At 49.1% G+C, this 17254-nt stretch carries 11 protein-coding genes, 1 other RNA gene and 3 pseudogenes; 6 read left to right on the plus strand and 9 right to left on the minus strand.

Annotation, left to right across the window (positions count from 1 at the left end):
- The first annotated feature begins 6 nt into the window (after window positions 1–6).
- From ACFK9X_RS18235 to ACFK9X_RS18245, 3 genes and pseudogenes are all read left to right on the plus strand, one after another.
- On the plus strand, window positions 7–1170 hold the full coding sequence (locus ACFK9X_RS18235; protein ID WP_151117969.1) for an HlyD family type I secretion periplasmic adaptor subunit: 1164 nt from the start codon (window positions 7–9) through the stop codon (window positions 1168–1170).
- Between the two features lie 71 nt (window positions 1171–1241).
- Window positions 1242–1603, plus strand: a transfer-messenger RNA (tmRNA) gene (ssrA, locus tag ACFK9X_RS18240).
- 194 nt (window positions 1604–1797) lie between these two features.
- Window positions 1798–3035: pseudogene (locus tag ACFK9X_RS18245) on the plus strand (integrase domain-containing protein).
- Window positions 3036–3171: 136 nt separating this feature from the next.
- Here ACFK9X_RS18245 and ACFK9X_RS18250 read toward each other — a convergent pair.
- The 4 genes from ACFK9X_RS18250 to ACFK9X_RS18265 all read right to left on the minus strand — a co-directional run bounded on the left by ACFK9X_RS18250 (window position 3172) and on the right by ACFK9X_RS18265 (window position 5959).
- The gene (locus ACFK9X_RS18250) at window positions 3172–3837 is read right to left on the minus strand and encodes a hypothetical protein (protein WP_085376135.1); all 666 of its coding nucleotides are present in this window, start codon (window positions 3835–3837) and stop codon (window positions 3172–3174) included.
- On the minus strand, window positions 3834–4691 hold the full coding sequence (locus ACFK9X_RS18255) for a hypothetical protein (RefSeq protein WP_085376134.1): 858 nt from the start codon (window positions 4689–4691) through the stop codon (window positions 3834–3836). The genes ACFK9X_RS18250 and ACFK9X_RS18255 overlap by 4 nt, the downstream gene beginning before the upstream one ends.
- A 373-nt stretch (window positions 4692–5064) precedes the next feature.
- Window positions 5065–5631, minus strand: a complete 567-nt coding sequence (locus ACFK9X_RS18260; protein WP_085376132.1) for a phage polarity suppression protein — start codon at window positions 5629–5631, stop codon at window positions 5065–5067.
- A gap of 16 nt (window positions 5632–5647) precedes the next feature.
- Complete coding sequence (locus ACFK9X_RS18265) at window positions 5648–5959, minus strand: ogr/Delta-like zinc finger family protein (protein WP_085376131.1); 312 nt, start codon at window positions 5957–5959, stop codon at window positions 5648–5650.
- On the opposite strand from ACFK9X_RS18265, the pseudogene ACFK9X_RS18270 reads away from it, so the two are divergent.
- Window positions 5874–6744: pseudogene (locus ACFK9X_RS18270) on the plus strand (primase-like DNA-binding domain-containing protein); the annotation flags it as partial. The gene ACFK9X_RS18265 and the pseudogene ACFK9X_RS18270 sit on opposite strands and share 86 nt — an antisense overlap.
- 239 nt (window positions 6745–6983) lie before the next feature.
- On the opposite strand, the gene ACFK9X_RS18275 reads toward ACFK9X_RS18270, so the two are convergent.
- The 5 genes and pseudogenes from ACFK9X_RS18275 to hin form a co-directional block, all read right to left on the minus strand.
- Window positions 6984–7763, minus strand: coding sequence for a hypothetical protein (locus tag ACFK9X_RS18275; protein ID WP_085376130.1), 780 nt, complete (start codon window positions 7761–7763; stop codon window positions 6984–6986).
- Window positions 7764–8340: 577 nt separating this feature from the next.
- Window positions 8341–8545, minus strand: a pseudogene (locus ACFK9X_RS18280) (helix-turn-helix domain-containing protein); the annotation flags it as partial.
- A gap of 27 nt (window positions 8546–8572) precedes the next feature.
- A complete protein-coding gene (fljA, locus tag ACFK9X_RS18285; protein WP_151117260.1) occupies window positions 8573–9112 on the minus strand; it encodes a phase 1 flagellin gene repressor FljA in 540 nt (179 codons plus the stop codon).
- 67 nt (window positions 9113–9179) lie between these two features.
- Window positions 9180–10685 carry a FliC/FljB family flagellin gene (locus tag ACFK9X_RS18290; protein ID WP_000079797.1) on the minus strand — a complete coding sequence of 502 codons (1506 nt, stop codon included), beginning with the start codon at window positions 10683–10685 and terminating at the stop codon, window positions 9180–9182.
- 364 nt (window positions 10686–11049) lie between these two features.
- The gene (gene hin / locus ACFK9X_RS18295; protein ID WP_151117262.1) at window positions 11050–11622 is read right to left on the minus strand and encodes a flagellar phase variation DNA invertase Hin; all 573 of its coding nucleotides are present in this window, start codon (window positions 11620–11622) and stop codon (window positions 11050–11052) included.
- Window positions 11623–12312: 690 nt separating this feature from the next.
- Between hin and iroB the strand changes: the two genes are divergently transcribed.
- The gene (gene iroB, locus ACFK9X_RS18300) at window positions 12313–13428 is read left to right on the plus strand and encodes a salmochelin biosynthesis C-glycosyltransferase IroB (RefSeq protein WP_151117267.1); all 1116 of its coding nucleotides are present in this window, start codon (window positions 12313–12315) and stop codon (window positions 13426–13428) included.
- Between the two features lie 80 nt (window positions 13429–13508).
- Entirely contained in the window at window positions 13509–17165 is a 3657-nt protein-coding gene (gene iroC, locus ACFK9X_RS18305; RefSeq protein ID WP_151117269.1) for a salmochelin/enterobactin export ABC transporter IroC, read from the plus strand.
- Window positions 17166–17254: the final 89 nt, after the last annotated feature.

A 17254-nucleotide genomic window follows, 5' to 3' on the forward strand; every position in this document is an offset into this window, starting at 1 on the left:
GCCGCGATGGACGATTTCGATATTCAGCGTGAACGGGCGTTTTCCGGCGCGGGTCGTATTGTTCTGATCTGCTCACTGTTATTTCTCATTTTCGGCATCTGGGCGTGGTTTGGCCGACTGGATGAGGTTTCCACCGGTAACGGGAAAGTGATCCCCACTTCACGCGAACAGGTTCTGCAGTCGCTGGATGGCGGCATTCTGGCGCAGTTGACGGTGCGGGAAGGCGACAGAGTTCAGGCTAACCAGATTGTCGCCCGGCTTGATCCGACGCGTCTGGCATCCAATGTTGGTGAAAGTGCGGCAAAATATCGCGCTTCACTCGCCTCCAGCGCACGGTTAACCGCGGAAGTCAACGACTTACCTCTCGCCTTCCCCGCTGAGCTGAACGGCTGGCCGGATCTGATTGCCGCAGAGACGCGTCTCTATAAAAGCCGCCGCGCGCAGCTGTCCGATACCGAAGCCGAGCTACGGGATGCGCTGGCGTCGGTTAATAAAGAGCTGGCCATTACCCAGCGTCTGGAGAAAAGCGGCGCGGCCAGTCATGTTGAAGTGCTGCGCCTGCAACGACAAAAAAGCGATTTAGGCTTAAAAATTACCGATCTGCGCTCACAATATTATGTGCAGGCACGCGAAGCGTTATCAAAAGCGAACGCTGAGGTCGATATGCTCTCCGCCATTTTAAAAGGACGCGAGGATTCCGTCACCCGCCTCACCGTGCGTTCGCCGGTACGCGGCATTGTTAAAAATATCCAGGTCACGACGATTGGCGGCGTGATCCCGCCTAACGGCGAGATGATGGAGATAGTGCCGGTAGACGATCGTCTGCTGATTGAAACCCGCCTTTCGCCGCGTGATATCGCCTTTATTCATCCCGGCCAACGCGCATTGGTTAAAATTACTGCTTACGATTACGCCATTTACGGCGGGCTTGACGGCGTGGTGGAGACCATTTCACCGGACACCATTCAGGATAAAGTGAAACCGGAAATTTTTTACTATCGCGTATTTATCCGCACCCACCAGGACTATCTACAAAATAAATCAGGACGCCGTTTTTCGATTGTTCCAGGCATGATCGCCACGGTGGATATCAAAACCGGTGAAAAAACCATTGTCGACTATTTAATCAAACCGTTTAATCGCGCGAAAGAAGCGCTGCGCGAGCGGTAAATCGTTGAAGATAAGAATATACGGGGGCTGGTCACGCGTGTCACAAGTCTGTTATACTTACCTTACACATTGGGGCTGATTCTGGATTCGACGGGATTTGCGAAACCCAAGGTGCATGCCGAGGGGCGGTTGGCCTCGTAAAAAGCCGCAAAAAATAGTCGCAAACGACGAAACCTACGCTTTAGCAGCTTAATAACCTGCTTAGAGCCCTCTCTCCCTAGCCTCCGCTCTTAGGACGGGGATCAAGAGAGGTCAAACCCAAAAGAGATCGCGCGGATGCCCTGCCTGGGGTTGAAGCGTTAAAACGAATCAGGCTAGTCTGGTAGTGGCGTGTCCGTCCGCAGGTGCCAGGCGAATGTAAAGACTGACTAAGCATGTAGTACCGAGGATGTAGGAATTTCGGACGCGGGTTCAACTCCCGCCAGCTCCACCAAAATTCTCCATCGGTGATTACCAGAGTCATCCGATGAAGTCCTGAAAGCCCGCATGGCACAAGCCCTGCGGGCTTTTTTGTGTCTGTCCTTGTCCGAGAACATCCGGCTAAATCCGGTGATTATTGGTATACGTTTAGGTATACGGTAGGATGTATACCTAAAAGCGTATACCAATTATGGAAGGAATCCAGACATGGCGCGCATCACACGCCCCCTCACTAACAACGAGATCCTTAAAGCTAAACCGCGAGAAAAAGATTTCACTCTGCATGATGGGGACGGTCTGTTCTTACTCGTGAAAGCATCTGGTAAAAAGCTCTGGCGCTTCCGATACCAACGTCCGGTAAGTAATAGCCGAACTAATCTGAGTCTCGGCTCATACCCTGCCCTTACACTCGCAGCAGCTCGCCAGATACGCGACCAACATTTGGCCACACTTGCGCAGGGGATGGATCCACAACAACAGCAAGAGCAAGAGCAAGAGCAAGAGCAAGAGCAAGAGCAAGCATTAGAGCAACGTCAGATTGAGCTGGATAGTATTTTCTCAACTGCGGCCGCCAACTGGTTCAAAATGAAGAGCAAAAGCGTCACTGAGGACTACGCGAAAGATATTTGGCGTTCTCTAGATAAAGACGTATTCCCAGCAATAGGCGCGATACCTGTTCAGGAGATTAAGGCCAGAACGATAGTTGAAGCATTGGAACCAATCAAAGCGCGTGGTGCCTTAGAGACGGTTCGCCTCCTAGTGCAACGTATTAACGAAATCATGATTTACGCAGTCAACACTGGTCTGATAGACGCGAATCCGGCATCAGGGGTTGGAATGGCATTTGAGAAACCCAAAAAGCAAAACATGCCGACGCTTCGGCCAGAGGAATTGCCGAAACTAATGCGTTCTCTTGTTATGTCCAATCTTTCTGCTTCGACTCGCTGTCTTATTGAGTGGCAGCTCCTGACCCTAGTGCGCCCTTCTGAGGCTTCTGGTGCTCGGTGGGTCGAGATCGATCTCGATGCCAAACTCTGGACGATTCCCGCCAAACGCATGAAGGCTAAGCGTGAACACATTGTCCATTTGTCACCTCAGGCTTTAGATATTTTGGAAGTTATGAAGTCTGTTAGTGCCATCGTAAACATGTCTTCCCCAGTAGAAATGATCCCAAACAGCCAATGAATAGTCAGACAGCTAATGCCGCTTTAAAACGGATTGGATTCGGAGGTAAGCTTGTGGCACATGGGTTACGTTCAATTGCAAGTACGGCTATGAATGAAGAAGGTTTTAGCCCTGACGTAATTGAAGCAGCTTTAGCACATAGCGATAAAAATGAGGTAAGACGCGCATATAATCGTTCAACCTATTTAGAACAACGAAAAGATTTGATGTCTTGGTGGGGAACTTATTGTCACTCCGCTTATGCAAAAAGTCTTTCTTAAATCATACTTCCAAATTGATTTTCATTAAAATTAATGAATAAGAAAGTTGATAGTTCTTCCATTCCCCATCGACTTTCCCTGATTCATTATGACAACCAGAAATAGAACTAATGCCTTACAAAAAAATAATCAAAACTTATGATAATGGATTTTCGATATCAACATCTGCTCCCTGCAAAACTTTTTCTGCGACATGCAATGGAATAAAAGACTGAATATAAAAAATGAATAATCTAAAGTGTAAGAATGCTAAAAGCGATAGAACCACAATAAAACCTAGTAATTCCAGCACCCCATTTTTCATTACGCCTATAACAATAGAAAAAACAATTGCAGTTAAATATTCTATATTAATGGTTAAACATCTTAATCTTATTTTCTTTTTATCAAGATCAGATGTAATATCCTTAGAAAGATAGTAGTTAACTAACTCATTGTTTGTTCTTATCTTTTCATATCTAGCGTTCAAGTCTTGAGTAAACTTCGCTATATCATATCTTTTTATTAGTTTATTAAAAATAATTCCACTAGTCTTTTCAAAAACGATAGTATTTATTGCTGTCAGGGCAACACAAAAAATTAGCTGTAAAAGCGTAACTTTACTTATAAGCCCATCTTTAAAATCAAATAAATCGCCTACTTTGACGCTTCTCAACTCAGTTAACAAAGAATGTTCGGTAACATTGTATGCATATGTAGATATAATAAACACAAACAGTATGACGAATCTATGCAAGGGGTACTTAGACACAATTTCATCAATATATTTCTGCTGAACTGTTTTCGCTAACTCTTCCATCATAACAACCTAATAAAATAAACATCACCAGACATTGGATCAAATGCGCCATATTCAATATAAGGACACCCTATAAACTCCATTTCTGTCTGATATTCAAAAAAAGGAACTGCCCCTTGGAAATCAGCAGGGTTTGTGAAATATAAATTAGCTATTGATTTATTTTCAACGTTAATTATTTTAGCGCTATTATTATACCTATCCATTTTGGAAATAATCACTTTAAATGCTACTGGATCTCCGAGATTTTTCTGTGCTACAACCTTGTGAAAAGCAGTAGCCTTTGCCTTATCAAACTCATATTTCGCAGTTTTAGTCCCTTCAAAATAAAGCTCAAGAGTGCTATCACCAGCATGAGATGCTCTAATTAATGATAGTATTTGATCTACTTCGCGAACTATTGCCCGGTCACCATATTTTCTAACTTGTTGTTTGTCAGGAGCAGCTAATAATTGCTGATAATTAATTTCCTTAAGTACTCCGCTAGCTAGTTGCGCCTTTCTTGTTTCAACGGACTTCTCTACCACTTCTGCATTATTTTTAGCATTGTTTTTAGCATCATCGACGGCTCCATCTATAGCAGTCATTACACGATCAATTACTTTTTGCGTTACTTTATTCTGAGTGAGAAAATCAATTACATATCCGCCTTCCTTAGGCTCCTGAACAAGTAATTCAACATCATCGTAATAAGATTGCTGCATTCGAGCATATTTGCGTAATTGCCCTTCGTGCATTTCGAGATAAGCGCGATCCAAAGAGTTTTGTAGATGGGTAAACGATTTAGCCAAAGTACGTAGAGAAACTTGATGATTTGTTGCTATGTCACCATCGAAATGCAGCTGGACCTTTGCCATAAAAAACTCCGTATATAAGATTCACCCCAATAATCATAACATTTCAGACAAAAATCAATATGTTAATGTTAGCAAATTAAAGAAAGTGTGGAATCTCTCAAATATTAAATTAATTAGAATTAAAACTATTACCAAAAGAAATTAAATTCACATGTATTAGTGTTATTTCGAATAGCGCGCAATGCTCTCCCCGCGACGCCTGCCCGCTTAAGGGACCGCTTTTAATGCAGGTGCAAAGATGGTCTCAGGCCGCGCCACGACTGGCGCTGGTCTGGTATGCCGGAGCGAGGAAACACATGCAAAACCATGCACCTTATGGATGCATGGCTTATTTGGTTAAAAATGACGGAATTTACGGGGATTTTTTGACAGGCTACTGCGCGGCCAGTCCGGCGCGTCGACGGGTGTAAATCATGTTCTGTGCAGGGGTGAATTTTTCATGATTATCATCCTGCGAAGGCGCGTCAGGCCTGTATCCGATGGCCGTTAAAATGTCGTTATCCTGTGCAGAATAATTAATTTCATTTCCTGCGGCCAGCCAGACGGAAAGGGTTTCACGGAGATATGCCATCGAACGGTCAAGCGCGCGGTTTTTTATCATCGCGGGCTGGTTCTTAATCCCCATCAGTTCTGGTGCCAGTGCGGCGGTCAGCTCCGCGCCGTTCTGCTGCATAAAATCATGCAGCCGGTTACGGATGCTGATGCGCTGTACTTCCTCATACGAGAAGATGTAGCGACCGGCGGCCTGATTAACCTCCCATTTTTTTACGTCAATCAGGTCACGCAGCGACTGTAATCTGCGGGAGCCTGATGCGTTGTCATCCAGCAATAATTCCTGATATTCCTGCTCTGCGGCGGTCAGTTCGGCTTTCCGGTTCAGCCAGGCCGTTTTGTTCGTCTGACAGGCGTCATAGGCCTGCCGTAAGGTCAGGGTGGTCACGGATTGTCTCTCCTGATTAATGGCGGAACGGCGAGCTGTAGCAGCCTTTTACCCGACGGGGTGCTACGGGGGCTGTCGGCACCGGCGCGGGTTTCTCATCGACGACAGGCGAACGTATTGTAAGTATCACTTCAAAGATGGACTCATGCGTTTTGAATGTCGCCGAGCAGTGCACATTCTGGCACTGCAGGTAACTCTCTTTGACGCTGTCAGACATATAGCGGCTGGTACGAACGTGGGCCGCCGTGCGGCAGAATGGGCAGCTCTTTCTTGAGGTGACCGGGCCGGGCGGGAGCGAAAAAAGTATTCTGGCCGAAATTGCGACCATGCTTGCCGGGGAAGATAATGCCGCATCGGCCCCCATCGAAACGCTGGAATCACCGCGCGAACGCGCCGCGCTGATTGGCTTCTCGCTGATTCGTCTGCCTGAGCAGGAAAAGTGGAGCGGTGACGGGGCAGGACTCAAGGCCATCACCGGCGGTGATGCTTTATCGGTCGACCCGAAATACAAGGATGCGTACTCCACCCATATTCCGGCGGTGATTCTGGCCGTGAACAATAACCCGATGCGCTTTTCCGACCGCAGCGGCGGTGTTTCCCGTCGCCGGGTGATCCTGCATTTCCCGGAACAGATTGCCCCGAAGGAACGCGACCCGCAGCTCAAGAACAAAATCGCCCGCGAGCTGGCCGTGATTGTGCGCCAGCTAATGCAGAAGTTCAGCGACCCGATGACCGCCCCCCCTGCTCCAGTCACAGCAGAACTCCGACGAGGCGCTCAGCATCAAGCGCGACGCCGACCAGGCATTTGATTTTTGTGGCTATCTGGAGGCACTGCCGGAGCCTGACGGTATGTATATTGGCAATGCCAACATCATTCCGCGTCAGTCGCGTCTGTATTTGTATCATGCCTATCTGGCGTATATGGAAGCCCACGGCTACAGGAATACCCTGAGCCTGACTATGTTCGGTAAGGGGTTGCCAGCCATGCTGAAAGAATACGGGCTGAATTACGCCAGGCGGTGAACAAAACAGGGGATGCAGACGAATCTTGCGCTCAGGGAGGAAAGTAACGACGACTGGCTGCCCCGGTGCGACGAAACCACCGCAACATAACCTACCCGGACCGGCATCAGCCGGTCTTTTTTTATCTGAAATCCTGGAAGGTGAACAGTAAAGCGTTCACTGCTCACGGACCGTTAACCATATATCACATTGAAATTAAAGATAAATAATGGCGTGTGAACAGTTTTCCGTAAAAAAAGTTTTTTCATTACCTGGCCTCGATTTCATCACAGATCCAATGCCTAAACATACCCCCTGCAGTCTACCAATCGCGATCTATTGAATCAATTTCACTCGGGGAAAACTGTGTTTTCTACTATCGATTTCCAATTCTTCAGTTGTGAAATTGCCTCACTCAAACTTTGAGTCTCATGGGCCGGTTCGGCATAAGAAAGACTTAAAATTGTCGTAAGACACATAGTGGAAACTGGTACACCATCATCAGACGGGTTTCTGATACTATTTAAATATTGAAAAACGGCCGTTGATATAGCTTCGCTATAGTTTTCTTTAAGTATTTTAAGGAGTGGGCGAATCACGTCAAGAACAGCTTGTCCATATTCTAAAGCCTGCTCCTCACTCGGAATCATTCCTTTATGAATGACCCCATTACGAAATTTTATTTTATTATTATTGAGCAAAGTGGGTTTACAACCTAATTCCAATAGATGTAGGAATATGAATGCACCTAGTTGTCTTTCTGATTGATTTGAAACTTCTTTCCATGCTTCAACCACTTTCGATTCACTGATACCTTTCGAAATGCATACTACTTTTATGAAGAACTCATAGAATCTTTCCAATGAAGAAGTAAATGATGAAACTGCCTCTCGATAGTAACCATCGATGATTGCATATGCGCCAATATCGAAAAGAATTTCGAATTTTTGTTGTTGTAAAAACGTGATGGAGGTATGCCCTTTAAGGCACATCATTTCATATCTGCCATCCTCTCGGAATCCAACTGACGACAAGTTCGTAATCATAGGAAGAGAGCTTTCACTAGTGCCAATCATTTGATTTGTAATGAATTCCTTCAAACACACTGGACATGAGGATTGTAGTTTCATGCCTAACCCACTGTAATTAGTGGAAATTACTGGTATACATCCATTTTGGGTAAAAGACAATTCTTCCAGCGAGAATGCAAAAGTGAACAGTAAAGTGTTCACTGTTCACGGACTGTTCATCATGTATCAAATTGAAATTAAAGATAAATAATGACGAGTGACCAGTGTGAAAAGTTTTCCGTAAAAAAGTTTTTTCTTATGTGATCTATTCAAAAACAATTTTGCTTAACCACAGAAAACATTGCAACAAATCGCCATTGGTATACGCTTAGGTATACAAATTAAAGCTGAATTGGCAAATCAACAATAAAAAAATTAGGTTGAAAATAGTATTCAGATTCCGCCAGCTCAATGAAGTTCACTAAGCCCGCACAGCACAAGCTCTGCGGGCTTTTTTACATCTATTGCCGCCTGGTGAAGATTGCTGAGAGCCTCACGGGCATTGACGTCAAATGACGCAATGGGTGACAGGGCAAAACGCCAAAAGTCTCACCAATAACTCCCGAAAGAATTGGAATACGAGAGTCAAAGAAAATGGAACATTCACTGAGAGTCCAGCCTGGCTGGGGCAAAGCTCTCAGTCAGACTGTCGAGCATAAAGATAAGCAGTTGCCCGTGAGACGCCAGGATGTTGGGCTACGGTATCCATAGATTTGCGAAGCTTTAATGATCAATTCTTTTCTGTCAACTGCTTTAAGCGTCCTGGCCGTAGTGGCACGAGCAGCGGCGAAACTATCTATGCGCTGTCGAATGGTCTCTGTTCCTCCAGGAGCAATATTTTCTCACGGAATTTTTTATTACCGTAGGCGTTATTCAGCGTAATCCGAAGACGTGATCCTGCTCACCCAGTCAAACATAACTTGCATATGATTGCCATTGGATGTCCTCACACCAACCTGACACGCATTTACGCCTGTCGTTTTGCCAGTCAAAACCTGTCCATACTTCATATAGATTTTGATACCGACTCCCTGTTTATAGCACTTATTGCAAATCGAGAAATAATCTCTTCTCGATGGAGTATATTGCTGAAGATTAAATTCGTCAGCTGGCACCAGCGAAAGATTAAAAGCGTCATTACCTGATAATTCTTCAAGAATTGCCAGAGACTCTAATTTAACTTCAATTCGCTTATTTCCTTTAGGTTTATCCGAAGCCAGAATCAAATTTTCCCTCGGATTAAACTTCGCAATGTAGCCTGTGATTATCCGGGCATTATTACTCACCAATCGAACAAGGATATCATTAAAACGTAGAAATTGAACTCGACGAGCAAGCATAGAATAATCCCGCGGCCATATTTCAGCCTCTCGCCCGTAGGAAATATCATTTACAGCTATACATTCCATAAAGATATATTCATCTATGCTGAATGAAAAAGCCCCGGATTCACGGGGCTGAATAAAACGAAATAAATTAACGTAACAGAGACAGCACATTCTGTGGGACCTGGTTAGCCTGCGCCAGAACGGAAGTACCGGCCTGCTGCAGAATCTGCGCGCGAGACATGTTGGAGACTTCGGTAGCGTAGTCGGAATCTTCGATACGGCTACGCGCTTCAGACAGGTTGTTTACGGTATTGCCCAGGTTGGTGATAGCAGAGTTGAAACGGTTCTGTACCGCACCCAGGTCAGAACGCAGCGCATCCACCTGCGCCAGCGCGGCATCAATTTTCTGCAGCGGGTTTTCGGTGGTTTTAGCGGCTGCTTCAGCCAGCTCTGGTTGTGCTTTGAAATCATGACCAGCGGCTTTGCTGGCATTGTAGGTTTTACCGTCGATAGTAACGACTTCGGTTTTACCGTCTACACCACCCAGTTGGTTAGCCGCTGTTTTGGTAGTGCCGTCAGCAGCAGTATAACTTGTGGTTTTAGCTTTAATTGCTCCTGTCGCTTCATCGTAATCTGCAGCGTAATACTTATCGCCAGCTTTAAGCGCATAACCGCCTTCAATTGTCTTACCATTTTTATCGGTATAAGACATTTTGACCAATGTCGCGGCACTTGCATCCGCAGATGAAACGCCCCCATCTTGTAAGGCTTTTTTCGTGGCAGCATCTGCTGCTACAGGAGCATTAACCTGTACCTTAGTAACAGCGGTATCACCTGTAACAGTAGATTTAGTTGGGGTAGCACCGAATGATACAGCCCCTGTAGCACTATCAACGGTAACTTCATATTTACCATTTTTGGCAGTATCCCCCGCATCGGTATAACCACTTACAGTGGCATAATATTTACCATCCTTAAAGGATACCGCGGCAGTCAATGTATCGCCAGTTACTGTCGGGTTGCCTAATGCAGCTTTAATATCAGTTGCAGTTGGTGCCGTAAGCGCCTGAGTACCATCACTATAGGTAGAGCTGATAACGTCTGTCGCAGAAACATCATACGCTTTCTGCACGTTCAGTGAATCCAGACCCAGGGTCTGAGAGTTGATCTGCTTCAGATCGATATCGATAGTTTCACCGTCGTTGGCACCAACCTGGATGGTCAGGGTGTTGTCCTGCGCCAGGACTTTCACGCCGTTGAACTGAGTCTGGCCGGATACACGGTCGATTTCGTTCAGGCGCTGGGTGATTTCAGCCTGGATGGAGTCGAGGTCAGACTGGGAGTTAGTGCTGTTAGCAGACTGAACCGCCAGTTCACGCACACGCTGCAGGTTGTTGTTGATTTCGTTCAGCGCGCCTTCAGTGGTCTGCGCAATGGAGATACCGTCGTTAGCGTTACGGGAAGCCTGAGTCAGACCTTTGATGTTCGCGGTGAAACGGTTAGCAATAGCCTGACCTGCCGCATCGTCTTTCGCGCTGTTGATACGCAGACCAGAAGACAGACGCTCGATAGCGGTGCCCAGTGCGGACTGGGATTTGTTCAGGTTATTCTGGGTCAGCAGCGACAGACTGTTAGTGTTGATTACTTGTGCCATAAAATTTTCCTTTTGGAAGGTTTTTGATAACCAATGTTATGCCAGGCTTACCTGTGTCATCCAGGTTATCGACACTTGAGGCATAAACTTTACTACTTTTTCCGTCTGTAATTGCTTACACCTAACGTTTTGATTAAAAAGCCTTTCTATGTGAACGCAGTGTCTGCTAGTGTTTTGAGCGATATCGTCTATAGCTGGATGTAACATAGGCCTTATCGTGAGCGCGCTACACTATATATGTTAATGCGTTGAATTTTTTTCTCTTTTTAATTAGATGCTGTCTTTTTCGTATACCCTTCCGGTTTATTTATGCCATACGCCTGTATTACAAAAATGTTATATCCATCCTGTTGTAATTTTTATTTTAATTCATTCGTTTTTTTATGCGGCTTGCCGGAAAATATCTGTATAAGGTAGATACGCCAATACCAAAAATAATAGCTAGTTGCTGCCGAGGATGGCCTTTCTCTAATAGCCGGCTAATCTGTTCCTGTTCGTGTCTATTGATCGCCCGAGGGCGCCCTCCCAGTCGTCCTTGCGCTCTGGCGGCAGCCAGTCCGGCAAGGGTTCGCTCGACAATTAATTCTCGCTCCATCTCGGCCGGTGCTGACATTACATGAAAAAAGAATCGCCCCATCGCGCTACTGGTATCAATACTATCGGTTAAAGAATGGAAGTGAGCTCCACGTTCATGTAATTCTGATATTAACGCCACCAGATTTTTCACGCTACGGCCCAGTCTGTCTAATTTCCAGACGACAAGAGTATCGCCTTTATTTACATACTTTAACGCCCGTTTCAGGCCGGGGCGGTTTGCAATCTTGCCACTGATACGGTCTTCAAAAATGCGGTCACAATTTGCACTAGTAAGCGCATTACGCTGTAAATCGATATTTTGGTCAATTGTTGACACCCGAATATACCCAATAGTAGCCATGATTTTCTCCTTTACATCAGATAAGGAAGAATTTTAGTCGCTTTTCTCATGGAGGATTGCTTTATCAAAAACCTTGGTTTTCAAGAACCAATAAATCGTGTGGCTGATGCGCTATAAAAATCGCAGAGCGGTGACGATATTCCGCATAAGGAGCTGTTCGTTCGCAACATTCGAACGGTGACGTTAAAGCCGGTTTCATTGGCTAATGAAGACGAAGGGGACAAAATTCCTACAGAGTTGATACCACAGAGATAGTCCAGGCTCGCAGCTGATACGGGATTTAACGCCGGAAAGTCTGCACAGAACACGATCTGCCGCCGGACACCAGTAAATTGCCCCGCAACGTGTTATCAATACTACTCTCTACGTTTCCCGTTACCTTGCTGTCGGTACGTTTACCTCATTGTCTGAAAGGTTATTTGCGAAGTTATCATTAATAATCCACGGGCGTCTGGTATTCGAATCCAGTTCCCCAATCCTGGCGCTTTGCCTTCGCGACCATACGCGCGTAAATAAGTCTGAAACCAAACTTCACCGCTTAACGCTCTCCTCTTCCTCGATTTTTATGAAAAAAATCATCACATGATCAAGGGTCGTATTTGTTATTGCATTTTTCAAATGACATTGGTAATTATTATCATTCTCATTAACGACTTGTTCGATGTATGACGTGGAGAGAGAGGATTTCTCATGCGTATTCTGTTTGTCGGTCCACCACTGTATGGACTGCTATACCCTGTGCTGTCCCTGGCGCAAGCGTTTCGTGTTAATGGCCATGAAGTGCTGATTGCAAGCGGTGGAAAATTTGCACAGAAAGCAGCCGAAGCTGGGTTGGTGGTATTTGATGCTGCGCCTGGTTTCGATTCGGAAGCGGGTTATCGCCGTCAGGAGGCATTGCGAAAAGAAAATAACATTGGAACAAAAATGGGGAACTTCTCATTCTTCAGCGAAGAGATGACTGACCCGCTGGTCGCGTTCGCCGGGCAGTGGCGGCCAGATCTCATCGTCTACCCTCCCCTTGGGGTCGTTGGACCACTGATTGCCGCTAAGTATGACATTCCGATAGTGATGCAAACCGTCGGCTTCGGTCATACGCCCTGGCACATCAAAGGCGTGACGAAATCACTTTCTAACGCCTACCGCCGCCATGGGGTCAGCGCGCCACCAAGAGATCTGGCGTGGATAGACGTCACACCGCCCAGCATGAGCATACTGCAAAATGACGGAGAGCCGGTTATCTCCATGCAATACGTCCCGTATAACGGCGGCGCCGTCTGGGAAGAATGGTGGGAACGTACACCTGATCGCAAGCGTCTTCTGGTTAGCCTCGGCACCGTCAAACCGATGGTGGATGGCCTGGATCTGATTTCCTGGGTAATGGATTCTGCCGGCGAAGTAGATGCCGAAATCATCCTGCATCTTCCGGCAAACGCCCGCTCGGATTTACGTTCGCTGCCGCCGAATGTCCGTCTGGTCGACTGGCTTCCGATGGGCGTTTTCCTTAACGGCGCCGACGGTTTTATCCACCATGGCGGCGCAGGCAACACCCTGACGGCGCTACATGCTGGCATTCCGCAGATAGTCTTTGGCCAGGGTGCCGACAGACCCGTCAATGCCCGCGCCGTGGTCGAGCGTGGATGCGGCATTATTCCCGGTAAGAGCGGGCTTACGAGCAGCATGATCAATACCTTCCTCGGTAATCGCGCGCTTCGCGAGACGTCGCAGGAAGTCGCGGCGGAAATGGCGGCCCAGCCTTGCCCGACCGAGGTGGCAAAAAAACTGATCGCCATGCTGCAACACGGCTAACCGCGGCAGCGCAATGACAATATGGCGGCTGAGCCCAGACTGTGTCGCCATAACTCATCTTTCACCGATAAGGAGGCTTAATGCCCGCGACTCATTCCCCCATGCCCGCTCGTGCCTGGATAGCTCGCCTTGCCCGCGTGTGTTGGGAACGTAAAACACTGAGCATCATTGTCATCGTAGCATCAGTATCGACCATTTTACTGGCTGCGCTGACGCCGCTAATAACGCGTCAGGCCGTCAATGACGCGATAGCAGGCGATACAACCCACCTGCCGTTACTTGCCTGCGGCCTGATATTAATTGCCCTTTTTGATTTTATCGGGAATTACGTGCGCCGCGGCTATGCCGGGGAACTCTCGCTGTGGGTTCAGCATACGTTACGTAGCCGTGCGTTCGACAGTATTCAGAAACTGGACGGCGCAGGCCAGGACGCCTTGCGTACCGGGCAGGTCATTTCGCGTACCAACAGCGATCTTCAACAGGTACACACCTTGCTACAGATGTGTCCGGTGCCGCTGGCGGTGCTCACTTACTATGTGGCCGGTATCGCGGTGATGCTATGGATGTCGCCATCCATGACGCTTATCGTGATTTGCGTACTGGCCGCCCTTGCTATTACCGCCCTGCGCGCCCGTCGCCGTGTTTTCGCGCAAACGGGGCTTGCCTCAGACCGGCTGGCGCACATGACGGAGCATATGCGCGAAGTATTGGAACAGATCTCAGTGGTGAAGTCCTGCGTGGCGGAGTTGCGCGAAACGCGTTGGCTCGATGGTCAGTCGCGGCAGATGGTGCGGGTACGCATCGGCGCCGCTATCTCGCAGGCGATGCCGGGCGCAACCATGCTGGCGCTACCGGTGATAGGGCAAATCGTCCTGCTGTGCTATGGCGGCTGGTCGGTAATGAATGGGCGCATCGATCTGGGAACCTTCGTTGCGTTCGCGAGTTTTCTCGCTATGTTGACCGGCCCTACCCGCGTACTGGCATCGTTTTTGGTTATCGCACAGCGCACACAGGCGTCGGTAGAGCGCGTCTTCGCGCTTATCGACACGCGTTCTCGCATGGAAGACGGTACTGAGTCGGTTGAGGGTCAGATTATCGGGCTGGACGTGGAGAAGATGAGTTTCCACTACGACAACGGTAACCGTATCCTCAATGAGATCTCGTTTTCCATTCACGCCGGTGAAACCGTGGCGGTGGTTGGCGCATCCGGCTCCGGGAAATCAACATTGCTGATGTTGCTGGCGCGCTTTTACGATCCCACCTCCGGCGGAGTATGGCTCAACACCACTACGGGTCAACAGAATATTCGCGACCTGAAACTGACGGCGCTTCGTCGTCGCGTTGGCGTAGTGTTTGAAGACGCGTTTCTGTTTGCCGGTACGGTGGCGGAAAACATCGCCTATGGGCACCCGCAAGCGACTCAGGACGACATCCGACGCGCCGCCGATGCCGCAGGCGCCAGCGGGTTCATCAATGCGCTACCGCAGGGGTTCAACACCCGACTGGCCGAACGCGGAAGCAACCTCTCCGGCGGCCAACGCCAGCGTATTGCGCTAGCCCGGGCATTGATTACCGCGCCGGAACTGCTGATTCTCGATGACACCACCTCGGCGGTCGATGCCGGTACTGAAGCGGAAATTAATACGGCTCTTGGTCGTTATGCCGATAATGAGCATATGCTGCTGGTGATTGCACGCCGCCGTTCAACACTGCAGTTAGCCGATCGGATCGTCGTGCTGGATAAAGGCCGCGTCGTGGATATCGGTACCCAGGCGGAGCTGGATGCAAGGTGTCCGACGTTTCGCTCGCTGATGAGCGGCGAGGGTGATTTTCTCGCTCTCGCCCCGGCGGAACAACGTGAGCTATGGCCAACAACGCAGGCGGTAAAATCCGACGACGCGCATGAGCGCCAGACATCCGCCGGAAAAGGTTTTGTCGACCGGATGATGCGTGTTCCGGAACGCGCCGTACAGATGGCGCTGACAGGCCACGGGCGTCAAGTCTCATCGCTGCTGACGCCAGTAGCCTGGATGTTCGTCATCGCCGCCCTGCTTATCGCGCTTGATTCCGCCGCAGGCATTGGCGTGCTGGTGCTTTTGCAGCGCGGTATTGACTCAGGCGTTGCCGCAGGGGATATGTCGACTATTGGCATATGCGCCCTGCTCGCGCTGTGCCTGGTGGCGATTGGTTGGTGCTGCTATGCGCTGCAAACGATCTTCGCCGCCCGCGCGGCAGAGTCGGTACAGCATACGGTACGCTTACGCAGCTTCAGCCACCTGCTACACCTGAGTCTTCCCTGGCACGAGAAGCACATCGACTCGCGCCTTACTCGCATGACCGTCGACGTTGATTCACTCGCCCGATTTCTGCAAAACGGTCTTGCCAGCGCGGCCACCAGCATCGTGACGATGGTCGCTATCGCCGCGGCAATGTTCTGGCTTGACCCCATTCTTGCGTTAACGGCATTAAGCGCCGTACCTGTAGTGATACTGGCGACGTGGATTTACCGCCGTTTGAGCTCGCCTGCTTACGCCCAGGCACGGCTGGAAATTGGTAAGGTGAACAGTACGCTTCAGGAAAAGGTCTCCGGTATGCGGGTAGTGCAGTCACACGGTCAACAGAAGCAGGAAGCCGCCAGGCTACGGGCGTTATCAGACAACTTCCGCGCCACCCGCGTGCGGGCGCAAAAATACCTTGCTGTCTATTTTCCGTTCCTGACCTTCTGCACCGAGGCTGCCTATGCCGCCGTGCTTTTAATCGGAGCGACCCGGGTCGCCGAAGGCGAAATGACGCCCGGGATACTGGCGGCGTTCTTCCTGCTACTGGGACAATTTTATGGCCCGGTACAGCAGTTGTCAGGCATTGTTGATTCCTGGCAGCAGGCGACCGCCAGCGGCAAACATATCAATGCGCTATTGGCGACTGAGGAAACGGAGAATATTGAACCGTCCTCCATAACGCCTAGCACTGGCGGCGCGCTACGTCTGGAGGCATTGACATTCCGCTATCCCGAAAAAACGCAACCTGTGCTTGATAATCTCTCGCTCATCATTCCGCCAGGAACGGTAGTCGCGGTGGTCGGACGTAGCGGCGCTGGCAAATCGACGTTGATCAAGCTGCTGGCCGGGCTCTACTCTCCCGGCAGCGGGCAAATCCGTGTCGGTGAGCGCCTAATTGATGCCGCGTCGCTTAGTGATTATCGTCGCCAGACGGGGCTGGTCACTCAGGATGTCGCATTATTTAGCGGCGATATTGCCGAAAATATCCGCTATCCGCGGCCAGACAGCAGCGACACGGAGGTGGAAATCGCGGCGCGACGGGCGGGACTCTTTGAAACTGTGCAACATCTGCCGCTGGGGTTTCGTACTCCGGTCAATAACGGCGGCACGGATCTGTCCGCGGGCCAGCGTCAGTTGATTGCCCTCGCCCGCGCCCACCTGGCGCAGGCGCACATTCTGCTGCTCGACGAGGCGACAGCGCGTATCGACCGTAGCGCCGAGGAGCGCTTAATGACCTCGCTTACCAGGGTGACGCATACCGAGAAACGCATCGCGCTTATCGTCGCGCACCGGCTGACCACCGCTCGCCGTTGCGATGTTATTGTCGTAATCGATAAAGGATGTATCGCTGAATATGGCAGCCATGAGCAGTTGATAGCGACTCATGGCCTGTATGCTCGTCTGTGGCGGGACAGCGTCGGCCAGACACGCGATACGCAAGAAGAGGTCATGGGATAGTTTTTATCGCCACGATTTACGCAAAAGAAAGCCCGCAAGCGGCTGTTCCTGTAACAGCCGCTTTAGCTATTAGTACTGACCGAAATATA

The organism is Salmonella sp. WC3 (assembly GCF_042932255.1).
GTDB classification, from domain to species: domain Bacteria; phylum Pseudomonadota; class Gammaproteobacteria; order Enterobacterales; family Enterobacteriaceae; genus Salmonella; species Salmonella enterica.